19 protein-coding genes are annotated in these 20,951 nt (G+C 72.5%); 11 read left to right on the top strand and 8 right to left on the bottom strand.

Annotated features, from left to right (window positions below):
- The first annotated feature begins 2 nt into the window (after positions 1–2).
- From argF to tyrS, 6 genes are all read left to right on the top strand, one after another.
- The gene (gene argF / locus GQ466_RS25885) at positions 3–929 is read left to right on the top strand and encodes an ornithine carbamoyltransferase (RefSeq protein ID WP_161105641.1); all 927 of its coding nucleotides are present in this window, start codon (positions 3–5) and stop codon (positions 927–929) included.
- Positions 926–1,441 carry an arginine repressor gene (locus GQ466_RS25880; protein ID WP_161105640.1) on the top strand — a complete coding sequence of 172 codons (516 nt, stop codon included), beginning with the start codon at positions 926–928 and terminating at the stop codon, positions 1,439–1,441. Before argF ends, GQ466_RS25880 begins: the two co-directional genes overlap by 4 nt.
- A gap of 74 nt (positions 1,442–1,515) precedes the next feature.
- Complete coding sequence (locus GQ466_RS25875) at positions 1,516–2,715, top strand: argininosuccinate synthase (RefSeq protein ID WP_161105639.1); 1,200 nt, start codon at positions 1,516–1,518, stop codon at positions 2,713–2,715.
- A gap of 79 nt (positions 2,716–2,794) precedes the next feature.
- A complete protein-coding gene (argH, locus tag GQ466_RS25870; protein ID WP_202421125.1) occupies positions 2,795–4,246 on the top strand; it encodes an argininosuccinate lyase in 1,452 nt (483 codons plus the stop codon).
- Entirely contained in the window at positions 4,243–4,887 is a 645-nt protein-coding gene (locus tag GQ466_RS25865) for a DNA-3-methyladenine glycosylase (RefSeq protein WP_161105637.1), read from the top strand. The genes argH and GQ466_RS25865 overlap by 4 nt, the downstream gene beginning before the upstream one ends.
- Before the next feature lie 60 nt (positions 4,888–4,947).
- Entirely contained in the window at positions 4,948–6,222 is a 1,275-nt protein-coding gene (tyrS, locus tag GQ466_RS25860) for a tyrosine--tRNA ligase (protein WP_161105636.1), read from the top strand.
- Positions 6,223–6,283: 61 nt separating this feature from the next.
- Here the strand turns inward: tyrS and GQ466_RS33205 are convergent, their stop codons facing one another.
- The 3 genes from GQ466_RS33205 to GQ466_RS25845 all read right to left on the bottom strand — a co-directional run bounded on the left by GQ466_RS33205 (position 6,284) and on the right by GQ466_RS25845 (position 8,487).
- Positions 6,284–6,631: a helix-turn-helix domain-containing protein gene (locus GQ466_RS33205; protein ID WP_161105635.1), complete on the bottom strand. Its 348-nt coding sequence runs from the start codon at positions 6,629–6,631 to the stop codon at positions 6,284–6,286.
- A gap of 235 nt (positions 6,632–6,866) precedes the next feature.
- Positions 6,867–7,133 (bottom strand): hypothetical protein, encoded by a 267-nt coding sequence (locus GQ466_RS25850; RefSeq protein WP_202421124.1) that lies wholly within the window; start codon positions 7,131–7,133, stop codon positions 6,867–6,869.
- Between the two features lie 184 nt (positions 7,134–7,317).
- Positions 7,318–8,487 (bottom strand): helix-turn-helix domain-containing protein, encoded by a 1,170-nt coding sequence (locus GQ466_RS25845; RefSeq protein ID WP_161105634.1) that lies wholly within the window; start codon positions 8,485–8,487, stop codon positions 7,318–7,320.
- Between the two features lie 365 nt (positions 8,488–8,852).
- Between GQ466_RS25845 and GQ466_RS25840 the strand changes: the two genes are divergently transcribed.
- From GQ466_RS25840 to GQ466_RS25830, 3 genes are all read left to right on the top strand, one after another.
- Positions 8,853–9,863, top strand: coding sequence for an NsdA family TPR-like regulatory protein (locus tag GQ466_RS25840; RefSeq protein WP_161105633.1), 1,011 nt, complete (start codon positions 8,853–8,855; stop codon positions 9,861–9,863).
- Between the two features lie 266 nt (positions 9,864–10,129).
- Complete coding sequence (locus tag GQ466_RS32985; RefSeq protein WP_161105632.1) at positions 10,130–11,389, top strand: WD40 repeat domain-containing protein; 1,260 nt, start codon at positions 10,130–10,132, stop codon at positions 11,387–11,389.
- Complete coding sequence (locus GQ466_RS25830; protein ID WP_161105631.1) at positions 11,376–12,014, top strand: hypothetical protein; 639 nt, start codon at positions 11,376–11,378, stop codon at positions 12,012–12,014. Before GQ466_RS32985 ends, GQ466_RS25830 begins: the two co-directional genes overlap by 14 nt.
- 352 nt (positions 12,015–12,366) lie before the next feature.
- On the opposite strand, the gene GQ466_RS25825 is transcribed toward GQ466_RS25830, so the two are convergent.
- Positions 12,367–13,017: a helix-turn-helix transcriptional regulator gene (locus GQ466_RS25825; RefSeq protein WP_202421123.1), complete on the bottom strand. Its 651-nt coding sequence runs from the start codon at positions 13,015–13,017 to the stop codon at positions 12,367–12,369.
- A gap of 87 nt (positions 13,018–13,104) precedes the next feature.
- On the opposite strand from GQ466_RS25825, the gene GQ466_RS25820 reads away from it, so the two are divergent.
- Complete coding sequence (locus GQ466_RS25820; RefSeq protein ID WP_161105630.1) at positions 13,105–13,929, top strand: aldo/keto reductase; 825 nt, start codon at positions 13,105–13,107, stop codon at positions 13,927–13,929.
- A 3-nt stretch (positions 13,930–13,932) separates the two neighbouring features.
- On the opposite strand, the gene GQ466_RS25815 is transcribed toward GQ466_RS25820, so the two are convergent.
- The 4 genes from GQ466_RS25815 to GQ466_RS25800 are packed head-to-tail and all read right to left on the bottom strand — an operon-like array spanning position 13,933 to position 17,051.
- Positions 13,933–14,634, bottom strand: a complete 702-nt coding sequence (locus GQ466_RS25815) for a maleylpyruvate isomerase family mycothiol-dependent enzyme (protein WP_161105629.1) — start codon at positions 14,632–14,634, stop codon at positions 13,933–13,935.
- Between the two features lie 37 nt (positions 14,635–14,671).
- A complete protein-coding gene (locus GQ466_RS25810) occupies positions 14,672–15,640 on the bottom strand; it encodes a diacylglycerol/lipid kinase family protein (RefSeq protein ID WP_161105628.1) in 969 nt (322 codons plus the stop codon).
- 53 nt (positions 15,641–15,693) lie between these two features.
- Positions 15,694–16,665 carry a cation diffusion facilitator family transporter gene (locus GQ466_RS25805; RefSeq protein WP_161105627.1) on the bottom strand — a complete coding sequence of 324 codons (972 nt, stop codon included), beginning with the start codon at positions 16,663–16,665 and terminating at the stop codon, positions 15,694–15,696.
- Positions 16,662–17,051 (bottom strand): ArsR/SmtB family transcription factor, encoded by a 390-nt coding sequence (locus GQ466_RS25800; protein ID WP_161105626.1) that lies wholly within the window; start codon positions 17,049–17,051, stop codon positions 16,662–16,664. Before GQ466_RS25800 ends, GQ466_RS25805 begins: the two co-directional genes overlap by 4 nt.
- Positions 17,052–17,434: 383 nt before the next feature.
- On the opposite strand from GQ466_RS25800, the gene GQ466_RS31065 reads away from it, so the two are divergent.
- Positions 17,435–20,605 carry a serine/threonine-protein kinase gene (locus GQ466_RS31065; RefSeq protein ID WP_202421122.1) on the top strand — a complete coding sequence of 1,057 codons (3,171 nt, stop codon included), beginning with the start codon at positions 17,435–17,437 and terminating at the stop codon, positions 20,603–20,605.
- Positions 20,606–20,951 lie beyond the last annotated feature (346 nt).

The raw sequence follows: 20,951 nt of genomic DNA, 5'->3' as shown, positions 1-20,951 counted from the left end.
GCATGTCCCCCCAGGTTCGCCACTTCCTCCGCGACGACGACCTCACCCCCGCCGAGCAGGCCGAGGTCCTCGACCTCGCCGCCGCGCTGAAGAAGGACCGGTTCGCCCGCCGTCCGTTGGAGGGCCCCCGGTCCGTCGCGGTGCTGTTCGACAAGCCGTCCACCCGCACCCGGGTGTCCTTCGCCGTCGGCATCGCCGAACTGGGCGGGCACGCGCTGATCATGGACGCCGGGTCCAGCCAGCTCGGCCGGGGCGAGCCCATCGCCGACACCGCGCGCGTGCTGGAGCGGCAGGTGAGCGCGATCGTGTGGCGGACGGCCGGGCAGGAGCGCATCGAGGAGATGGCCGCCGGGACGACCGTGCCCGTCGTCAACGCCCTCACCGACGAGTTCCACCCGTGCCAGATCCTCGCCGACCTGCAGACCGTCCGAGAGGAGTTCGGGGACCTCGCCGGGCGCACCCTCGCCTACTTCGGCGACGGCGCCAACAACATGGCCCACTCCTACCTGCTCGGCTGCGCGACCGCCGGGATGCACGTCCGGATCGCCGCGCCCGAGGACCTGCCGCCCGACCCCGCCGTCGTGGACCGCGCCATCGCGATCGCCGCCGCGACCGGCGGATCGGTGACCGTCACGGCCGACGCCAAGCAGGCCGCCGCCGGGGCCGACGTCCTCGCGACGGATACATGGGTGTCGATGGGTCAGGAAGGCAAGGACACGAGCCGGTACGAGCCGTACGCTGTGGACGAGGCGCTGCTCGCGTCCGCCGCGCCCGGCGCGGTGGTCCTGCACTGCCTGCCCGCCTACCGCGGCAAGGAGATCGCCGCGACCGTCCTGGACGGCCCGAGCAGCCGTGTCTGGGACGAGGCGGAGAACCGGCTGCACGCGCAGAAGGCGCTGCTGACCTGGCTCCTGGAGAGATCGACATGACCACGCCGATGACCAAGGCCGCCCGGCACGCCAAGGTGATCGAACTGCTCAGCCGCCATCCGGTCCACTCGCAGCCCGAGCTGGCCCGGCTTCTCGGCGACGCCGGGCTGGAGGTCACCCAGGCGACCCTGTCGCGCGACCTGGTCGAGATCGGCGCCGTCCGGCTGCGCGCCGACGACGGCAGCCTCGTCTACGCCGTCCCGGGCGAGGGCGGCGACCGCATCCGCCGCGCCCGCACCGGCTCCACCGAGTCGTTCACCGGCCGCCTCACCCGGCTCGCCGCCGAGCTGCTGGTGTCGGCCGAGGCGTCGGCGAACCTCGTGATCGTCCGGACGCCGGCGGGCGCCGCGCAGTACCTCGCGTCGGCCATCGACCACGCCGAATGGCCGTCGATCCTCGGCACCGTCGCCGGGGACGACTCGATCCTCGTCATCGCCCGCGACCCCGACGGCGGCGCGGACGTGGCGGACGCCCTCCTGCGCCTCGCGGCCGGACGCGAACGACGAAGTTAGGGGGCCGCCCCGCCCCCGGCCCCCGCAGCCACACCCCGTCCACACCGAACCTTCGTCATGGGAGAAGCACCAGCATGAGCGAGCGCGTCGTTCTCGCGTACTCCGGCGGCCTGGACACCTCGGTCGCCATCCCGTTCCTCGCCGAGCAGACCGGGGGCGAGGTCATCGCGGTCGCGGTCGACCTCGGCCAGGGCGGCGAGGACCTGGAGACCATCCGCAAGCGGGCGCTGGCCTGCGGCGCCGTCGAGGCCGTCGTCATCGACGCCCGCGAGGAGTTCGCCGCGGACTTCTGCTTCCCGGCCCTGCGCGCCAACGCCCTCTACATGGACCGCTATCCGCTGGTGTCGGCGCTGTCGCGGCCCCTGATCGTCAAGCACCTCGTCGCGGCGGCCAAGACGTTCGGCGGCACCGTCGTCTCGCACGGCTGCACCGGCAAGGGCAACGACCAGGTCCGCTTCGAGGCCGGGCTGTCGGCCCTGCACCCCGAGCTGAAGGTCATCGCGCCCGCCCGCGACTACGCCTGGACGCGCGACAAGGCCATCGCGTTCGCCGAGGACAAGGGCCTGCCGATCGACGTGTCGGCCAAGTCGCCCTACTCCATCGACCAGAACCTGTGGGGCCGCGCGGTCGAGACCGGCTTCCTGGAGGACATCTGGAACGGGCCGGTCGAGGACCTGTACTCCTACACCGCCGACCCGGCCGAGCCCCGCGAGGCCGACGAGGTCGTCATCACGTTCAAGGGCGGCGTCCCGACCGCGCTGGACGGTCGCGCCCTCACCCCGTTCCAGATCGTGGACGAGCTGAACCGCCGGGCGGGCGCCCAGGGCGTCGGCCGCATCGACATGGTCGAGGACCGGCTCGTCGGCATCAAGAGCCGCGAGGTGTACGAGGCGCCCGCCGCGATCGCGCTGATCGCCGCGCACATGGAGCTGGAGAACGTCACCGTCGAGCGCGACCTCGCCCGCTTCAAGCGGTCGGTGGACCAGCGCTGGGGCGAGCTGGTGTACGACGGCCTCTGGTTCTCCCCGCTCAAGGACTCCCTGGACGCGTTCATCAACGACGCGCAGAAGCACGTGTCCGGCGACGTCCGCCTGACGCTGCACGCGGGCCGGGCCGTGGTGACCGGACGCCGCAGCGACGCGTCCCTGTACAGCTACGACCTCGCCACCTACGACACCGGCGACACCTTCGACCAGAGCCTCGCCAAGGGCTTCGTCGAGCTGTGGAGCCTGCCCAGCAAGATCGCCTCGATGCGGGACCGGGGCCAGGCCTGACCGCGCCGCCGGGCGCCGCGTCCGGCGGCGCCCGGTTTTGCGCAACCGCACCGCGGGGGTGTAAGCCCTGCGGGGGAACATGTACGAACCTGGGAAGAGGATTTTCGTGACCAAGGCACCGACGCGCCTGTGGGGCGGCCGTTTCGAGGGCGGCCCGTCGGACGCGCTCGCGCGGCTCTCGGTGAGCGTCCAGTTCGACTGGCGGCTCGCCCCCTACGACCTGCTGGGCTCGCGCGCGCACGCCCGCGTGCTCAACCGGGCGGGGCTGCTCACCGACGACGAGCTGGCCCGCATGCTCGGCGCCCTGGACGACCTGGAGGCCGCCTGCCGCGCGGGCGAGTTCCGTCCCACCGTCGCCGACGAGGACGTCCACACCGCGCTGGAGCGGGGCCTGCTGGAACGCCTCGGCCACCTCGGCGGCAAGCTCCGCGCGGGCCGCAGCCGCAACGACCAGGTCGCCACCGACCTGCGCCTCTACCTGCGCGACCACGCCCGCCAGATCGTGTCGCGCCTGGTCGAGCTGGAGACCGCGCTGATCGCGCAGGCCGAGCACAACCTCGGCGTCGCCGCGCCCGGCATGACGCACCTCCAGCACGCGCAGCCGGTGCTGTTCTCCCACCAGCTCCTCGCGCACGTCCAGCCGATCACCCGCGACATCGACCGGCTGCGCGACTGGGACCGCCGCGCGTCGGTGTCCCCGCTCGGCTCCGGCGCGCTCGCCGGGTCGTCGCTGCCGCTGGACCCGCAGGCCACCGCCGCCGAACTCGGCTTCGACGCCGCCGCGCCGAACTCGATGGACGCCGTCTCGGACCGGGACTTCGTCGCGGAGTTCCTGTTCGCGGCGGCTCTGATCGGCGTGCACCTGTCGCGGCTGGGCGAGGAGATCGTCCTGTGGGCCTCGCAGGAGTTCCGCTGGATCGAGATGGACGACACCTACGCCACCGGGTCGTCGATCATGCCGCAGAAGAAGAACCCCGACGTCGCCGAGCTGGCGCGCGGCAAGGCGGGGCGGCTCATCGGCCACCTCGTCGGGCTGCTCACCACGCTGAAGGGCCTGCCGCTCACCTACAACCGGGACCTCCAGGAGGACAAGGAGGGCGCGTTCGACGCCGTCGAGACGCTGCTGCTCGTCCTGCCCGCGATGTCCGGGCTGATCGCGACGATGCGGGTCAACACCGAGCGGCTGGAGGCGCTGGCGCCCGAGGGGTTCGCGCTCGCGACCGACCTCGCCGAGCTGCTCGTCCGGCGCGGGGTGGCGTTCCGGGACGCGCACGAGGTCGTCGGCCACCTCGTCGTGTGGTGCCAGGTCAACGACAAGGACTTCGGCGACCTCACCGATGACGAGCTGGCGAAGGTGTCGCCGCATCTGACGCCGGACGTCCGGGAGGTCCTGAACGTGGCGGGGGCGCTGGCGTCCCGCAAGGCGTATGGGGGGACGGCGCCCGACCGCGTCCGCGAGCAGCTCGCGGCTCTGCGCGGTCAGGTGGACGAGCACGCGGCCTGGGCCACCGGTTCCGACGACGGGCGATGATCGGGGATCCGCTGCCGCGGGCGTTCTTCGACCGTCCGGTGGAGGAGGTCGCGCCCGATCTTCTGGGGCGCGTCCTCACGCACGACACGCCTGCCGGGACGGTCGCCGTCCGCATCACCGAGACCGAGGCGTACGCGGGGCCGCTGGACCCCGCGTCGCACGCCTACCGGGGGCGGACGCCGCGCGTCGAGGTGATGTTCGGGCCTCCGGGTCACGCCTACGTGTACTTCACGTACGGGATGCACTTCTGCGTGAACCTGGTGTGCGGGCCGTCCGGGACGGCGTCGGCGGTGCTGCTGCGGGCCGGTGAGGTGGTTTCGGGGGCGGAGACGGCTGCGGCGCGGCGGCTGCGGTCGTCCGAGCGGGACCTGGCGCGGGGGCCGGCGCGGTTGTGCCAGGCGCTCGGGATCGTCCGGGAGCACAACGGGCTGGACGTCTGCTCGGGTGGGCCGCTGCGGGTCTCGTCCGGCGCTTCGGAGCCCGCGTCGGTGCTTCGCGGGCCTCGGGTCGGGGTGTCGAGCGCCAAGGACGTGCCGTGGCGGTTCTGGATCGAGGACGACCCGTACGTCTCGCCGTACCGCGCCCACGTCCCGCGCCGCCGCGTCCGCCGTCCGGGCGCGGCGGGAAACTCGGTACCGTGAAGACGCGTCCGGCCGCCATGCTGGACGCGTCCCCTATTCGATCCGGAGAAGAGAACCGACGTGACCGACATCCTCGACGATCTCGCGTGGCGCGATCTGATCGCGCAGTCCACCGATACGAGTGAACTGCGGGCGCTGCTCGCCGCGGGGCCGGTCACGCTCTATTGCGGTTTCGACCCGACGGCGCCGTCGCTGCACGTGGGAAACCTGCTGCAGATCCTGACGCTGCGGCGTTTCCAGCTCGCCGGCCACCGTCCGATCGGGTTGGTGGGCGGTGCGACCGGCCTGATCGGGGACCCGAGCGGCAAGAGCGCCGAGCGCGTGCTGAACTCGACGGAGACCGTCGCCGGCTGGGTGGAGCGCATCCGCGGCCAGGTGTCGAGGTTCTTGGACTTCGACGGCCCGCACGCCGCGCGGATGGTCAGCAACCTGGACTGGACCGGCCCGATGTCGGTGATCGAGTTCCTGCGCGACATCGGCAAGCACTTCCCGGTGAACCGGATGCTCGCGCGCGAGACCGTCAAGGCCCGCCTGGACACGACCGGCATCAGCTACACCGAGTTCAGCTACGTCCTGCTGCAGTCGATGGACTTCCTGGAGCTGTACCGCCGGTACGGCTGCGTGCTGCAGACCGGCGGCAGCGACCAGTGGGGCAACCTGACGGCGGGCGTGGACCTGATCCGCCGCGCCGAGGGCGGCGTGGCCCACGCGCTGACGACCCCCCTGCTCACCAAGGCGGACGGCACCAAGTTCGGCAAGACCGCCGGAGGCGAGACGTACTGGCTGGACCCCGAGCTGACGTCGCCGTACGCGTTCTACCAGTTCTGGATCAACGCCGACGACCGGGACGTGGAGAAGTTCCTCAAGGTCTTCTCGTTCCGCTCCCGCGAGGAGATCGAGGCGCTGCTGAAGGAGGGCGCGGACCGTCCCGCGCTCCGCCTGCCGCAACGCGCTCTGGCGGACGAGATGACGACGCTCGTCCACGGCGCCGACGAAACGTCCCGCGTGACGGCCGCGTCCCGCGCCCTCTTCGGCCAGGGTTCGCTGACCGACCTGGACGAGCGAACTCTGCGCTCGGCCTTGGCCGAAGTCCCGCGCACCGAGGTCACCCCCGACGCCCTACCGTCGGTAGCCGACCTGCTGGCCGCCTCAGGCCTGTGCAAGAGCAAGTCGGAAGCCCGCCGAGCAATCGCCCAGGGCGGCGCCTACGTGAACAACGTGAAGGTCGAGTCGGAGGACGCGGTACCGTCCACGTCCGACCTCCTCCACGGCCGCTACCTGGTGCTGCGCCGAGGCAAGCGCAACATCGGCGGCGTAGAGGTAACCGGAGCCTGATCGAACGAACGGGCCCGGCATCCCCCCTCGGGATGCCGGGCCCTTTGGTGTTTGTGGCCGGTCAGCCGAGCCCGTCGCGTACGGCCCTGATGAGGGCGGTGGCGTCGCCGTCGAAGTAGTCGCGGATGACGGCGTTGAGGATGGCGTTGGCGCGCGGGTTGGAGGCGGGCGCGACGTCGGCGCCGTCGTCGGCGGGCAGGCCGTCGGGACCCGGGGCGTTGCCGACCTGGAGAAGGCGGTGGATCTCGGCGGCGGGGTAGCGGCGGTGCCCCGACGGCAGGGTGACCGGGTTGAGCGTTCCGGTCCTGGCCCAGCGGGTGACGGTCTTGGGGTCGACGCGGAAGAAGTTCGCGACTTCGGCCGGGGTGTAGAGGGTCGGCTGCTGGGGTTCTTCGGGCTTGTTGGTCATGGTGATGGGTTTCCGGTTCTCGGTCTCGGTTTCTGTTTTCGGGTGTCTTACCGGACGGTGGCGTGTGGCGGACCGCCCTCCCCGACCGGTCCGCCCTCCGCCTGCTTTTCGTAGGCTTGCTGTTCGTCGGCCTGGTGTTCGTCCGCCGGGGCCGTTGTGGGGCTGGTGACGTCGGGGCAGGTCCACGGCCAGTAGAAACACCAGACCGTGCATCCGTGGCCCGGCCCGGACGGCGTCATCTGGTCTCTCCGGCCAGCCGGGCGGCTTTGTCGTCCTCGTGCTCCATCAGCGCTTTGAGCCGCGGAAGGTCCAGCGCGACGAGGACGTACAGCAGCCCAGCCCGCTCCTGCTCATGCGTCAGCGGACGCCGCAGGCAGCACTTCCAGGTCCCGTCGAGCGTGATGTAAGGCTGCAGCCACCGGCCCTCGGGCTCGCGGTACCCGGGAAGCGGCTCACGATGATCGATCCGCACGAACTCCGAACGCTTTTCGCGATCGTTCACCGCACACCGCCGAGCAATGCGCTAATAGCGGTATAAGACACTCTGGTGATCTCACACCTGATCAAAACTCCTCCCAACCGTCGGCGTCATGGTTGGAAAAGTTAAAGCGGCGCACGATCTGGTGTCTGCGGCACTTCGCAGTGCGCTTCGCCGGAAGTGCCACAGCGAATCGCGGCAAATGGACCTAATACTCCAACCGGATGGAAGCTGCCATCTCACGCATATCGGACGTCAGTGTCCGTCGCCGGGAAATTATCTGTCCAAAAATGTCCCGCGCGTAGCGCTGTGTCGTAATCCACTCGGGCGCATCGGACTGGACACGCCGCAACACATCGAACGCTTCTGCGTGCTGGCGCAGCTTGACGCGAGCGTGCGCGACATCCAGCAAGTGCCGATTCCGGTTGTTCGACGTCGGCCGGAGGTCATCGAGCGGAATCGCGCCCGACAGCGCGAGGACACGGTCGGGCCGTTCCTCGACCATCGCGTTCTCGGCGCGCTTCATGGCGACCGTCAGCGGCCCGAACGCCCGAAGGAAGTCGCGTGGTGGAGAGTATTCGCCGCCCATGGCGACCGCCGCCGTCCGCGCAAGCCGGATGGCATCCTCGGCGTCGCCGGGCTGGGCGTTCCTGACCGCCGCCGTGGACAACCGGACGAGCAGCCAGCCCCATGCGGACAACTCGGCCATCGTCGCCCGCGATATGCGGGGTTCGACCTCGTCCGCCCACGTGCTCGCCAGCGCGATGGTGCCCGCGAGATCTCCCTGCCGCATCCGCAGCCATGCCAACGTGTTGACCGTTGCAGCCGCGTCCAAGCGATCGGACGCCTCGTCCAACGCGCGGCTGAGCGCGACGTCCGCCGCATCGAACTGCCGGGTCTGGGTGAGCAGCCAGCCCACATGATGCAGGAGCCGGGCGCGAAGGGCCCGCTCATCCGCTCCAAGCTCGTCGGCGTCCCGCAAGAGAGGAGGAAGCGCAACGGCAAGTCGGGAGTATTGGTCGGTCGAAAACAAGGGCATGAGCGCAGACAGAGCCGCCGACACACCCGCCACAGTAGGCGGCTCAGCAGGCGCCTCCCCATGCAACCCTTGCAGCGCTTTCTGTAGGGGCTCCCACTGATTCGAGTCCCCGCCCTCACCAGGTTCGCCGGACGGCGCTTCGATCAAGTCCGACGTGTGAACATGCAAGGCAGCGGCAAGCTTGCGAAGCGTCTCAAGCCGGGTGTCCTCCCGCTCAGCCTGCTCGATCTTCCGAATCAGCGACAGGGATACGCCAGAAGCGGCAGCAAGCTCACGCTGGGTGAACCCCCGCCGCTTGCGAATGGAACGCAACCGGTCCGCAAGGTTGGGCATGCTCATGCCCCCATCGTAGAGACCAAAATCCCCTATCGGCGGGGCATCCAAACGACCGCAAAAATACCCATAAACCACACTCTCCCATCGCCGGCGCGCAAACCCTCAACGCCCAGAAGCTCCACGGAATGCAACACGCCCACCCCGCACAACACCGTGCAACCCCACCACTGGCCAGTCCGCGGTGAGCCATCCCATCCGCGCCCCCAACTGTCACCACCGCAAGTATCGTCGGAGAGCGCACCCCGGAGGCCGTCCACCACCGCAGCCACCGGTGGCGCCCGCCCTCACCGGCGGACGAGGATCGCCATGCTCGGGAGGTCTGCGCGCTCCAGTCCACCGTGCCCTGTCGCGCCCGCCTTCACCGGCGAGTGACGCCTCCGTCTTATAGCGTCGTCGGCATCGATTCGCTGGATCAGCCCGGCGGTGCCGCGTCGGCCGTCGGCAGACATGTCGGGCGCAGACTCGTCGCTGACCTGCAAACGCAGGTGCATCAGCTCCGGCTTGCCGACGACATCCTGGCCGGACACGACCTGCTCGTGCCCGCCTTCCGCGCGCTCGACGCGGCGCTCCACACGCAGCGCGAAACCTTGCACAACGCCGCTGTCGGGCGTGGGATTCTCAGCGCCGTCGGCGAGTTCGCGCAGATCGCGGGCTGGGTGGCGAGCGACGCGGGTGAGTACCGACGGGCGGAAGGGGCCTACCGGCTCGGCGCGGACGCAGCACGCGAGGCCCGCGACCCCGCGCTGGAGTCTCACCTCGTCGGATCGCTCGCGTACCAGATCACCAACGTCGGCGACCCCGCGGACGGCGTTAAAGCGGCCCTCGCGTCGGTCTCGGTGGCCGAATCCTCCGGCATGCCACGCGCGCGGGCGCTGGCCCGGGACCGACTCGCCTGGGCACATGCTCGCACCGGGGACGCAGAGGCTGCGCAACGCGCGCTCGGCGAGGCGGGCGACGCGCTCGCCGCAGCCGGCCCGGCCAACGATGACCCGGACTACCTCTACTGGGTGAACGCGGACGAACTCCGCATCATGGAAGCCCGTGTCTACACCGAACTACACCGCCCGCTAAGGGCGATCCCACTCCTCGTGGAAGTCCTGGAAACCTACGAAGCCACTCACGCCCGTGAGGTCGCGCTGTACATGTCGTGGCTCGCCATCGCCCTAGCTGACGCGAACGAGATCGAAGAAGCGGCCACGGTAGCGGCACGGATGCTGGAACTGTCCAGCGAGATCGCCAGCGAACGCACGGCCGTCCGTGCACGCGTCGTCGCAGCCCGCCTGGCCCGCCACCGCGACGTCCCGGCCGTCGCCGCAGTCCTAGAGGCTCAACGCGGACGGACGAGGGCCGCCAACCCTGACTCCGGGCGGCTGGAATGACGGCCGCTCACAAAGAGGAGCTTCTGCCTACTGCTGAAGAACACTCCACCGGAGGCGCCCGCCCTGACCGGCGGACGGGGACCGCAACGTGTCCTCGGAGATGCCGCGCCAGCTCCACGCGACATCGGGGTGGCATGGTCGCCGGGCGCAAAGAGCGCGCCCGCACCCGAAGTGAGGAAGGTATCCACTGCGGTGGACGGCTTATCGGTTGCGCGACTTGATTCGGGCTGACGGATCTGTCCGACTTAATCGTTAGTGTTTCGGTCGTGAGCGACGACGTTCGTAGGGCTTCTTCGGCATTGGATTCGGCGGGGGCGGAAGGACAGTGGACGGACCTGCGGTGGTTGGTGAACGCTGATCCGGAGCGGGTTCTGGGTGTGTTGGATTCTGATGCGCGGCTGGAGGGTGCTGTGTATCGGGCTTCGGTGGACGTGCACCGGGACGTGGCGCCGTGGGTGCGGCGGCAGTTGATGGCCTTGGACGCGGCTCGGTACGGGGAGCCGGAGTTGTCGGAGCGGATTGCCGCCGTGCCTGTGGAGGGTGTCGATGCCGAGCCGTGGCGGATGCTCTGGGCTACCGGCTCGCGGGGTGACTCGCATTTCACGATGAGCTCGTCCGGTCATACCGGCAGTGTTGGCGCGGTGGTGGTGACTGTCGTGGACGGTCGGCGCGTCGTGGTCACCGGCAGCAAGGATCAGACGGTTCGGGTGCGGGACCTTGCGGACGGGCGGCCGGTCGGTGGGTCTGTCAGCGGTCTGGACGGCAGAGTTTGGGCGGTTGCGGCTGCGGTGGTGGACGGGCGGGCGTGCGTTGTTGCGGCTGGTGACTGGGCGGTCCGGGTGTTGGACCTCGCCGACCGGAAGTGGAGCGGTGAGCTGCCGGGAATTAGTGGTGAGGTGTGGTGTGTGGGCACGGGCGTCCTTCAAGGGCGAGCGTTTGCGTTCGGCAGCGACGACGACGAGTCCGTGCGGGTCTGGGATCTGGTCAGTGGCGAACAGGTCGGCGAGTTGGTCGGGCATGACGACTTTCTGATGGCCGTCGAGACGTTGGTGGTCGATGGTCGGCCCCATGCGATTGGCTGTATGAGCGGCGGCATGGTCTGCACGTGGGATCTGATCAGCGGAGATCTCGTGGGGGAGCCGCTGGAGGGCCACGACGGTGAAGTTTGGGCGATTGCGACTGCGGACGTCGGTGGACGAGCGCACGCGATAACCGCCGGGTACGACGCCACCGTGCGTGTGTGGGATCTGGCCGCTGGACGGGAAGTCGGCAGGCTTGTCGGCCACGACGGCACGGTGTCGGCGGTGGTGACTGCGGTGATCGGTGGAGAGCTTCGGGTCGTCACGGGTGGTTCGGACGGAACGGTGCGCCTGTGGGAGCCGGGGACCGGGCGGCAGGTCGGCCGGGAGTGGGTGTTTCCCGCGCCGGTCCATGCGCTGACCGTGGCGCCGGACGGCTTGGTCGTGGTGGGCTTCGGTGACGACGTCGCCGTCCTGGCCCTGGACGTTGATTGTGAAGGGAGTTGAGATCGGCGGCGCGGTGTTCTTCCACCCGGTCGCGAGCGCCTACACGTATACGTCGTCGGGCAAGAAGGGCCTCAGCAGCCCGGTCCACGCCAGGACCGGCATGGAGCACCTGGCGCACTACCTGCTGCGCGGACGGAACCGGGCGCAGGCCGCGTCGATCGTCCACTACAGCCCGCGCGCCGACGAGCTGCTGGACTTCGCGCGCGGCTTCCACAAGCCGGACGAGCCGGTGCCGCGACCGTCCGACCGACTGAAGTCCCTGCCGATCGGCGTCGACGACCAGCTCGCCCGGGCGGCGGCGCGGCTGCTTCCGGCGGCCAAGGAGCACCGGGTGCTGTTCCTGCCGTGGTCGGCGGCGCCCACGCTCGACGGCGCGTACGCGAACGCGCTCACGCCCGGGCTGGCGCCGCACATCGCCCAGGCGCTGCACCTGCTCGCGGCGCGCGGCGCGATCGGCGGCGCGAACCAGGCCCTCGCCGGACGCGACGGGATCGCGCCGATGGCCCTCGGCGGCGCGTCCGGCGCGCTGGCCCTGGACCCGCTGCTGTGGATCGCGGGTACAGCCTGGGCGGCGTCGCGGCGAGCCGGGCCGTCATCGCCAACCCGGCGGACGTGTCCCGGCTGATCTCCGTGGACGACGGGCGGCTGCCCGCCAGCGCGGACGGGCTCGTCAATGCGGCGCGGCAGGCGGCCCGCGCGGGGCGGAAGCTGCGGGTACTCGCCGTGCACTCGCCGTACACGGGCGCGCCGCCGCACGCCACGCTGGCGGCGCTGCGCTCGGCCGGGGCGGACACCGTCCTGCTGCCGCGCGGCGACGACGTCCGGGGAAGGCCCGAGCGGTACTCGGCCTGGCACCCACGAGCTCGCCGCGTACGGCGGCGAGACTTTCGTCAAAGAGCCGCAGAACGCGGTCACGCGCGGCTTCCTGGAGGAGTGCTTCGGCCCGTGATCACGCGCGCCGGCGCGACGGGCCGTGATCAGGGGACGAGGCCGAGTTCCTGTGCCTTCTGCCCGGCCTGGAAGCGGGATTCGGCGTTCAGAAGGAGCAAGATTTCGGCGACGCGGCGGCGGTAGGTGCGCAAGGAGAGGTTCAGGTGGCGGGCCGCTGCCTCGTCTTTGAGGCCGCGGGCCAGCACGCGCAGGATGTCGCGGCTTTCGGGGGAGAGGGACGGCGTCCGGTCGGCGCGGAAGGACGCCAGTGTGGGGGATTTCTCCCAGGTTGCCCAGTACAAGGACAGGATGCTCGCCACCACGGCCGGTTCCTCGACCAGTGTGTAGGAGCGCACTCCGCGCGTCGGCGGGCCGGCCATGATCGCGAAGCGGCGGTCCATGACGATCGTTTCGTGGGGGAGCGGGGTGACGCAGATCCGCACCTCGACGCCGGTCGCGCTGACCTCGACCAGCGCGTGCTCGTCCGCTTCGTCGGCCAGGGCCTTCGGCGTGTAGAGCTTGCAGATGCGGCTGCTCGGCGGGCGCTGGGAGCGGATGGCGCGCAGGCGGTCGCGGGCGGACGGCGCCGTCCACGTCCACATGTCCTCGGCGGCGCACACGAACTCGTCCCGGACGTCGCCGAACAGGTGCGCCGCGCGCTCGAAGAGGGCCTGCTCGCCCTGCACGGTGATGCTCATCGCGCTTCAAGTCTGCCCCGCGCGGCGAGGTGGCAGCAAGCTGCCAGCGGATCGACCGGGCGTCCCGCCGGGGGCGAGGCTGAGCGCATGACGAACGACACCTGGACCCTCGGCGACCGGACGATCCGGCGCCTCGGCTTCGGCGCGATGCGGCTCCCGCTCGCGGACGACCGGGATGCGGCAGCCGGGGTACTGCGCCGCGCCGTCGACCTCGGCGCCGACCACATCGACACCGCCGCGTTCTACTTCCGGAACGGCCTGGCCGCCAACGACCTCATCCGCGACGCCGCGCTCGGGCCGGAGATCACGATCGCCACCAAGGTCGGCCCGGCCCGCGCGCCGGACGATCCGTACCCGACCGGGCAGCTCCCGACGGATGCGCTGCGCGGCGAGGTGGAGCGCAACCTGCGCGAACTCGGCCGCGACCGTCTCGACCTGGTCTACCTGCGGCCCGGCGGCATCGACGTGCCGACCGAGGACTCCATCGCCGAGCGCTTCGAAGTCCTCGCCGCGCTGCGGGACGAAGGGCTGATCCGGCACCTCGGCGTCAGCCATGTGACGCTGCCGCAGCTCGAAGAAGCGCGAAGCATCGCGCCGGTCGTCGCCGTGCAGAACCGCTTCGACGTGTCCCAGCCCGCCGACACCGCGATGCTGGCCGTCTGCGAGCGCGACGGCATCGCCTACGTGCCGTACTTCCCGCTCGGCGGGTTCGGGCTGCCCGACGACCCGCGCGTCGCGAAGGTCGCCGCACGCGTCGGCGCGACGGTTCCGCAGGTGCTGCTGGCCGGGCTGCTCGCGCTGTCCCCGGCGGCGCTGGCGATTCCCGGGACGTCCTCGGTGGCGCATCTGGAGGAGAACATGGGCGCGGCGGACGTGGTGCTGACCGGCGCGGACATGGCCGAACTCGCCTGACCGTCAGGCCCCGCCCAGCTCACGCCGCAGGGGGGCGGGCAGCGGGTGGTCCGGCGGCAGCCGCCGGACGGTCGCCTCCGCGAACTCCTCGGTGGACAGGTCGGCGGACGCGCCGTCCAGCGACACCCGGTAGCCGCCCGGGCTCTCGTGGATCTCGACGGGCGTGTCCCGCTCGTCCAGGGCGAACAGGCCGAACCGCGCCCGCCAGGCGGCGCGGCCGGGCCGCTCGTCCGGGGCGACGGGCACGTCGATGTCGTCGCCGTGCGTGGCGTACTCGACGGCGTAGTGGAACGTCTGCAGCCCGACCGGGTACGGGCCGGACATCGTGGGGAGCGTCGCGTCCGGGCCGAGCGCCCGCATCCGCCGCCGCGTCTCGGCGTTCTTCTGCCGCCACTCCGCCGTGATCTCGTCGATCGGCAGGCCGCGCCGCGTCTCCACCGACCACTGGTTGAACCCGTCCAGGCCGGTGACGCCCGCACGCTGCAGCAGCTCGCCGAGACCGTCGAGATCGTCGTTGAGGCAGGCGTGGTTGTACAGTTCCTCGCCCGCCAGATGGGCGAGGACGTCCCGCCGCGACCAGCCCTCGTTCCGGGACGGCACGTCCCACTCCGCGCCGGTGAGCACGGTGAAGTAGGCGTCGAGGCGGGCGGCCTCGGCGTCGAGGAGATCGAACGGGTCCAGCCCGTCAAGCGCACTGTCGTCCATGCCCGTAGCCTGCCCGGACGGCTCCGGGCGAATCACGTCAGACGTCCACGAACGACTGCGGGACCAGCACCTTCAGCGCGTTCCCGTGCAGGACGATCCGGACGGGCGTCCGCCCCCGGATCTCGCCGTCCACGTCCACCGGCATCGGCGGCTCGGTGCTGACGCTGACCTCGCCCGCCGTGTGGAACGCCTCCTCGCCGAGCGACCGCCACTGCCCGGTCAGGACGTGCCGGACGGTCGCCGCCGCCAGCCGCAGCCGCCGCTCGTCCCCGAGCCGGTAGACGGCGAGCAGCCGGTCGTCGGGGCTGGCGTCGTGCGCGATCCGCTGTCCGCTGTGGTGCGCGCCGTTGGCGATGTTGAGCTGGTGCGTCGTCAGGTCGAAGCTCTCGTCCCTGATCCGGACGGTCGCGCGGAACGGCCGGTGCCTCGGCAGCAGCCGCGCCGCCGTCAGCGCGTACGCCGGACGCCCGAGGACGCGCTTCAGCCCGTGCGGCACGTGCTCGGCGACCTGCACCGACAGGCCGAGGCTGACCATGTTGGCGAAGATGTGGCCGCGGCCGTCCGGGTCGTCGGGGTCGTCGGTTCCGGCGAACCAGCCGACGTCCACGTCCGCGACCTTGCCGTCGACCAGGATGCGCACGGCGCGGGCGGTGTCCATCGGGAGTTCGAGCGTGCGGGCGAAGTTGTTCGTCGTGCCGAGCGGGAGGACGCCGAGCGCCACGTCCCGGTGGGCGAGATGGCTGACGGCCGCCGCGATCGTGCCGTCTCCGCCGCCGACGACGACCAGGTCCGGGTCCAGCGCCAGGACCTCTTTGAACAGGGCGTCCAGCTTCGTCGGATCGGTCACCGGGATGACGCGGGCGAACTCCAGCCCGGCCTCGGCGAGCAGCCGGCGCACGACCGGATACCGGCGGCGGCCCCGGCGGGACCGGGTGTTCACCATCAGCACCGCGCGGCGGCGGTGCGGGTCGCGGACGGCTGCCTCCAGTTCGGACTTGCTGCGCATTTCGGCGGACGCTCCCTCCGTCCCGGTCACCCTATCCGGCACGGAGGCGTCCCTCAGTGGTCGCAGCGGGCCGGTCCGGCGTGCTCGTGCGGGTCGCCGTCCGGCTCGGCGACGTGCCGGGGGCCGTGCGGGTCCTCGCAGTGGAACTCGTCGTCCACATGGTCGACTTCGAGGGTCGTGTGGGTGATGCCGTAGTCGTCGCGCAGCAGGGTCTGCAGGTCGCGGCGGACGCCGTGGCAGTCGCCCGCCGCGTCCACCAGCACGTGCGCCGACAGCGCCGGGTAGCCGGAGCTGACCTCCCAGACGTGAAGGTCGTGAACCTCCTGCACGCACGGCCGTGCCGCCAGCCGCTCGCCCAGCTCGGCCGGGTCCAGGCCGGACGGCGCCGCCTCCATCAGGACGCGTCCGGCGTCGCGCAGCAGCCCGTAGCCCGCCTTGACCATCAGCGCCGCGACGACCAGGGACGCGACGGCGTCCGCCCGCGCGAAGCCCGTCCGCCACACCACGAGGCCCGCGACGGCCGTCGCGATGAACGCGTACAGGTCGTTGAGGATGTGCTGGAACGCTCCCTCGACGTTCAGGCTCGTCCGGTTGGCGCGGCTGATCAGCCAGGACGCGGCGACGTTCACGACGATCCCGGCGAGCGAGGTGATCAGCACCGGCAGGCCGTCCACGTCCGGCGGACGGACGAGCCGCCACACGCCCTCGTAGACGAAGTACACCGCGAGCAGGATCAGCGTCAGGCCGTTGAGCTGCGCGGACAGGATCTCGGCGCGGCGCAGGCCATAGGTGTAGCCGCCGCGCGGGGGACGCGCCGCGATCCGCATCGCGACCAGCGCGAGGGCGATCGCGAACGCGTCGGTGAGCATGTGCGCGGCGTCCGACAGCAGCGCCAGCGACCCGGCGGCCAGCCCGACGCCGACCTCCCCGGCCATGAACGCGAGGATCAGCGCCAGCGCCCCGGCCAGCGGACGGCGGTCGCCGCCCTGGGTGATGCCGTGGCCGTGGCCGTGCCCCGCGCTCATGCGCCCTCCCTCTCGTGGCCGACGTGAGCGAGCGCGAGTTGCAGCAGCAGCCGCACGTGGGTGTCGTCGAGCCGGTAGTAGCCATGGCGGCCGTCCCGCCGGACCCTGACCACGCGGCTCGCGCGCAGCAGGCGGAGCGCGTGCGACACCGCCGACTCCGACTGGCCGGACGCGACGGCGAGGTCGCGGACGCACATCTCGTCCCCTTCGAGCAGCGCCGTGATGAGGCGCAGCCGGCCGGGGTCGGCGAGGAGGCCGAACACGTCCGCCAGCTCGGCGACCGTGTCCGCGCCGGGGAGCGCGGCGATCACCCGGGCGACCTTCTCCGGCTCGACCGGACGCGCCGGGGCGCCGGCCGGCAGCGCGACGTCTGAACCACTGCTCATATGAGCGAATGTAGTACATGGAGCGGTCCGATGGCCAGCCCGGGCGCCGCCCCTACCCGGCGGGCGGGCGGGGAAACTGCGTCTTCTGGTGGCCGGGATCTGTCGGGATGTGGTCATTTCGCACCGGCCGGACGGGCCGAGTGTAATGCCGTGCCGGGGGCGCGTCGATTGCTTTTCGTGGGGGCCTCATCAGGGATTTCGCTGTTTATATCAGTAATTGTTGGCGAAATGTCGGGCGGTCGTGGTGGGCATTCCGAGGCCGCCGCGTCCGGACTTCTCGCCGGGGACGCCCTTTCCGTTATTCTTCGAGGCGCGGGGGCGGGCGCCCCCGGCGTACCTGTTTCCTTTCACCGGCCGCGGCCGGTCACCGCGGGGGATGGCGCATGGTCGAACCGGCCCCACTCGGCCCCGGCGATCCCGTGCGGCTGGGCGAGTTCCGCATCCTCGGCCGGCTCGGGGCGGGCGGGCAGGGCACCGTGTACCTCGGCCGGGCCGAGGGCGGCGGACCGCCCGTCGCCGTCAAGCTGCTGCACGCCGAACTGCTCGGCGACGCGACGGCGCGCGCCCGGTTCGTCCGGGAACTGGCGCTGCTGCAGCGCGTCGCGGGCTTCTGCACGGCGCAAGTGCTCGACGCCGACCTCGCGGGGGACCGGCCCTACATCGTCAGCGAGTACGTGCCCGGCCCGTCGCTGCGGGACCTCGTCCGGTCGTCCGGCCCCCGCACGGGCGGGGACCTGGACCGGCTCGCCGTCGGCACCGCGACCGCGCTGGCCGCCATCCACCGGGCGGGAGTCGTCCACCGCGACCTCAAACCGCGCAACGTCCTGCTCGGCCCGGACGGCCCGCGCGTCATCGACTTCGGCGTCGCCCGCTTCCTGGACGCCGGATCGACCGTCACCGGCCCGCTCGTCGGCACCCTCGCCTACATGGCCCCCGAACAACTCGACGGCGGCACTGCGGGCCCCGCCGCCGACATGTTCGCCTGGGCCGCCACGCTCCTGTTCGCCGCGTCCGGCCGCGACGCCTTCGCAGGCGGCCCGCTGCCCGCCGTCATGTACCGCATCAAGCACGAAACACCCGACCTCGCCCCACTGCCCGGCCCGGTGGCGGACTTCGCCGCCGCCTGCCTCGCCAAGGACCCGCGCGACCGCCCCGACGCCGAGACCGTCCTGCTCGGCCTCCTCGGCGACCTCGGCCAGGCCCGCACAAGCCCCGCCCCGGGCACCGTCCCACCCGCCTTCGGCCGCTCCAACCCCGCCCGCCCCCGAACGACCCCACCACCACCCGCCGCCGCACCCAACCCCGTCCCCGCACCACGCAACGAACCCGCACCCAACGCGCCGGCCACCCCCGCCGCTCCGCCAGCACCAAACGCGTCGCCAGCGTCGCCAGCGCCGCCCGCGCCGAACGCGCCGAACGCGGTGCCCGCGCCGAACATGGTGCCCGCGCGGGACGCGGCCTCCGCGCCCGGCAGGCCACCTGTGCGGGATGCGGCGGCGCCGAACGCGCAGTCCGCGCCCGCCGGGCCGAAGGCGGCTCCCGCCGCTCCGGCGGCGTCTGCGCCCAACGCGCTGCCGGCGCGGGATGCGCTCTCCGCGCCCAGCGCGGCCTCCGCGCCGGACGCGCTGCCTAAACGGGACGCGGCAAATGCGCCGTGCGGCGAGCCATCGGGGGAGGACGACACTGCGCCCGGCGCCGCGTCCGCGCGGGACGCGGCGCTCGCGCCGGACGGCGAGGCCGCGCCGGGCGCGGTTCCCACGCCGAGCGATGCGCATGCGCGCCGAGGCAAGGCCGCACGGAGCGGTGAGGGCGCGCCGCGCGCGGCATCCGCGCCGGATCACGGGCACGCCCCGAGCGGCGTCCCGGCCCCGCGCAGCGAGGCGGCGCCGCAAGGTGAGGCTGCGCCGGACGCGGGCTCCACGCCCGATCCCGAGGCCGCGCCGAACGCCGTCCCGGCGCTCGAAAGCGCGTCCGCGCCGAGCACCGCGCCTCCTGCGCACGCCGCGCCGACGCGCAACGGGACACCCGGGCCGAGCACCGAGCCTCCTGCGCACGCCGCGCCGACGCGCAACGGGACGCCCGCGCCGAGCAATGGAAGCACGCCTGCGCCGCAAGCGCCGCCTGCTGGTTCTGCGCCCGACCCCGCATCCGCATCGCCGTCGAGCAGCGCGTCCGCGCCGGGCGCGGCGCCTGCAGCGCCCGCGCGCGGTGGTGCGCCTGCGCACGATGAGGCGCCCGCGCCGGGCAACGCGCACGCCGCGCCGACGCGCGGCGGGGTGTCCGCGCCGGGCGCCGGGGCCGCGCCGGGCGCGGGTGTTGCGCCGCAGGCAACGCCCGCGCCCGAACCTGCTCCTCGCGTTGCGGAGCCGCCGGGCGGCGCGGACGCACCAGGCGCGGCGCACGCCGAGTCGGAGCTGCCTGCGCCGGGCGGCGAAGCCGCGTCGAGTGCGGATGCTGCTCCGCGACCGACGCATGCTGGTTCTGCGCCTGGATCTGGCCCCGCGTCCGCGCCGGGTGCCGCGCATGCGGCGCACGCCGCGTCGGCGCTCGGCGGGGCGTCTGCGCCGGGCGCCGAGGCCGCGCCGGACGCGAGTGGCGCGCCGCAGGCGGCGCCCGCTCCTGGTTCTGCGCCTGGCTTTGTGCCGCCGTCGGGCGGCGCGGACGCGCCGGGTGCGGCGCGCGGTGAGGCGTCCGGGCCGGGCCGCGAGGGTGCGTGGGACGCAGGTGGCGCGCCGCAGGCGGCGCCTCCCGTTGGTTCTGGTCCTGCGGTTGCGTCGCCGGCGGACGCGCCGCGCGGCGGGTCGGCGCCCGTATCCGCGCACGTGCCCGGATCGCCGGGGCATAGTGCGCCTGCGTCTGGCGGGGCGCCGGGCGGCGTGCCCTCGCCTCGCGGTGCGGACGTGCCGGAGGGCGGGACTGTGCCGTACGCGGCGGGCGCGCCGGAGGACGAGTTCGAGCAGCTGCCTCCGCGTGAGGACGGGGACGCGTGGGGCGGGGTCTATCGGGGGCCCGAACGGCGGCGGCCTCGCGGTGGGCGGCTCGGCGCCCGGCCGCCGCTGCGGGGACCGTCCGCGCCCGCGCCGTCGGGTCCGGCCGCGCCGTCGGGCGCGCCTTCGTATGCGCCTGGGCGAGTGCCCTTGGTCGCTCGGCCGCGGCATCGGCGGCCCTCGCGCGGGTTGCCGCGGTCGCGGGCCGCCGTGGCCGGGTTGGCGCTCGCGGCCGGGTTGGCCGTGGCGGATCTCGGCGCGGGGCTGGTGAGCGGGCTGGTCGACGGGTCGGTTGCGCGTACGGCCGCCGATGTGACCGCGAGTGGGCTTGGCACCGCCGTCGTGATGATGCTCGCATTCGTCACGCTGGTTGCGGTGCCGCTGGCGTGGCAGGGCATCCGCGCCGCCGCGTGGGCGGCTGCCGCCGCGCGTCTCACGCGGCTCGTCCTGTGGGCGCTGTTCGGCGCAGCCGAGACGACTGCGACGACCGTCTACACCGCGCTGACCACCGCCGCCGTCATGCTGCTCGCGCGTGCGCTCAACCGCCGCGCCCGGCGAACACGGTGATGCGGTCGTGCGCGTGCGCTGCTACCGCGTGTGGCGCAGGTGCTGGGGTCGGTCGGCCGTGTGCGCTCAACCGTCGCGCCTGGCGAACGCTGTGAAGCGTTCGGCCGTGTGAGAGCGCGGCCATCGCGTGTGGCGCACGCGCTGGGGTCGGTCGGCCGCGTGCGCTCAACCGCCACGCCCGGCGAACACGGTGATGCGGTCGTGCACGTGCGCTGCTACCGCGTGTGGCGCAGGTGCTGGGGTCGGTCGGCCGTGTGCGCTCAACCGCGGCGCCCGGCGAACGCTGTGAAGCGTTCGGCCGTGTGAGAGCGCGGCCATCGCGCGTGGCCCACATGCTGAGGTCAGT

It is taken from the genome of Actinomadura rayongensis (assembly GCF_009831215.1).
Taxonomy (GTDB): domain Bacteria; phylum Actinomycetota; class Actinomycetes; order Streptosporangiales; family Streptosporangiaceae; genus Spirillospora; species Spirillospora rayongensis.
Note: the sequence above shows the minus strand (reverse complement) of the source record. Positions and strands in the feature narration are given on the sequence as shown.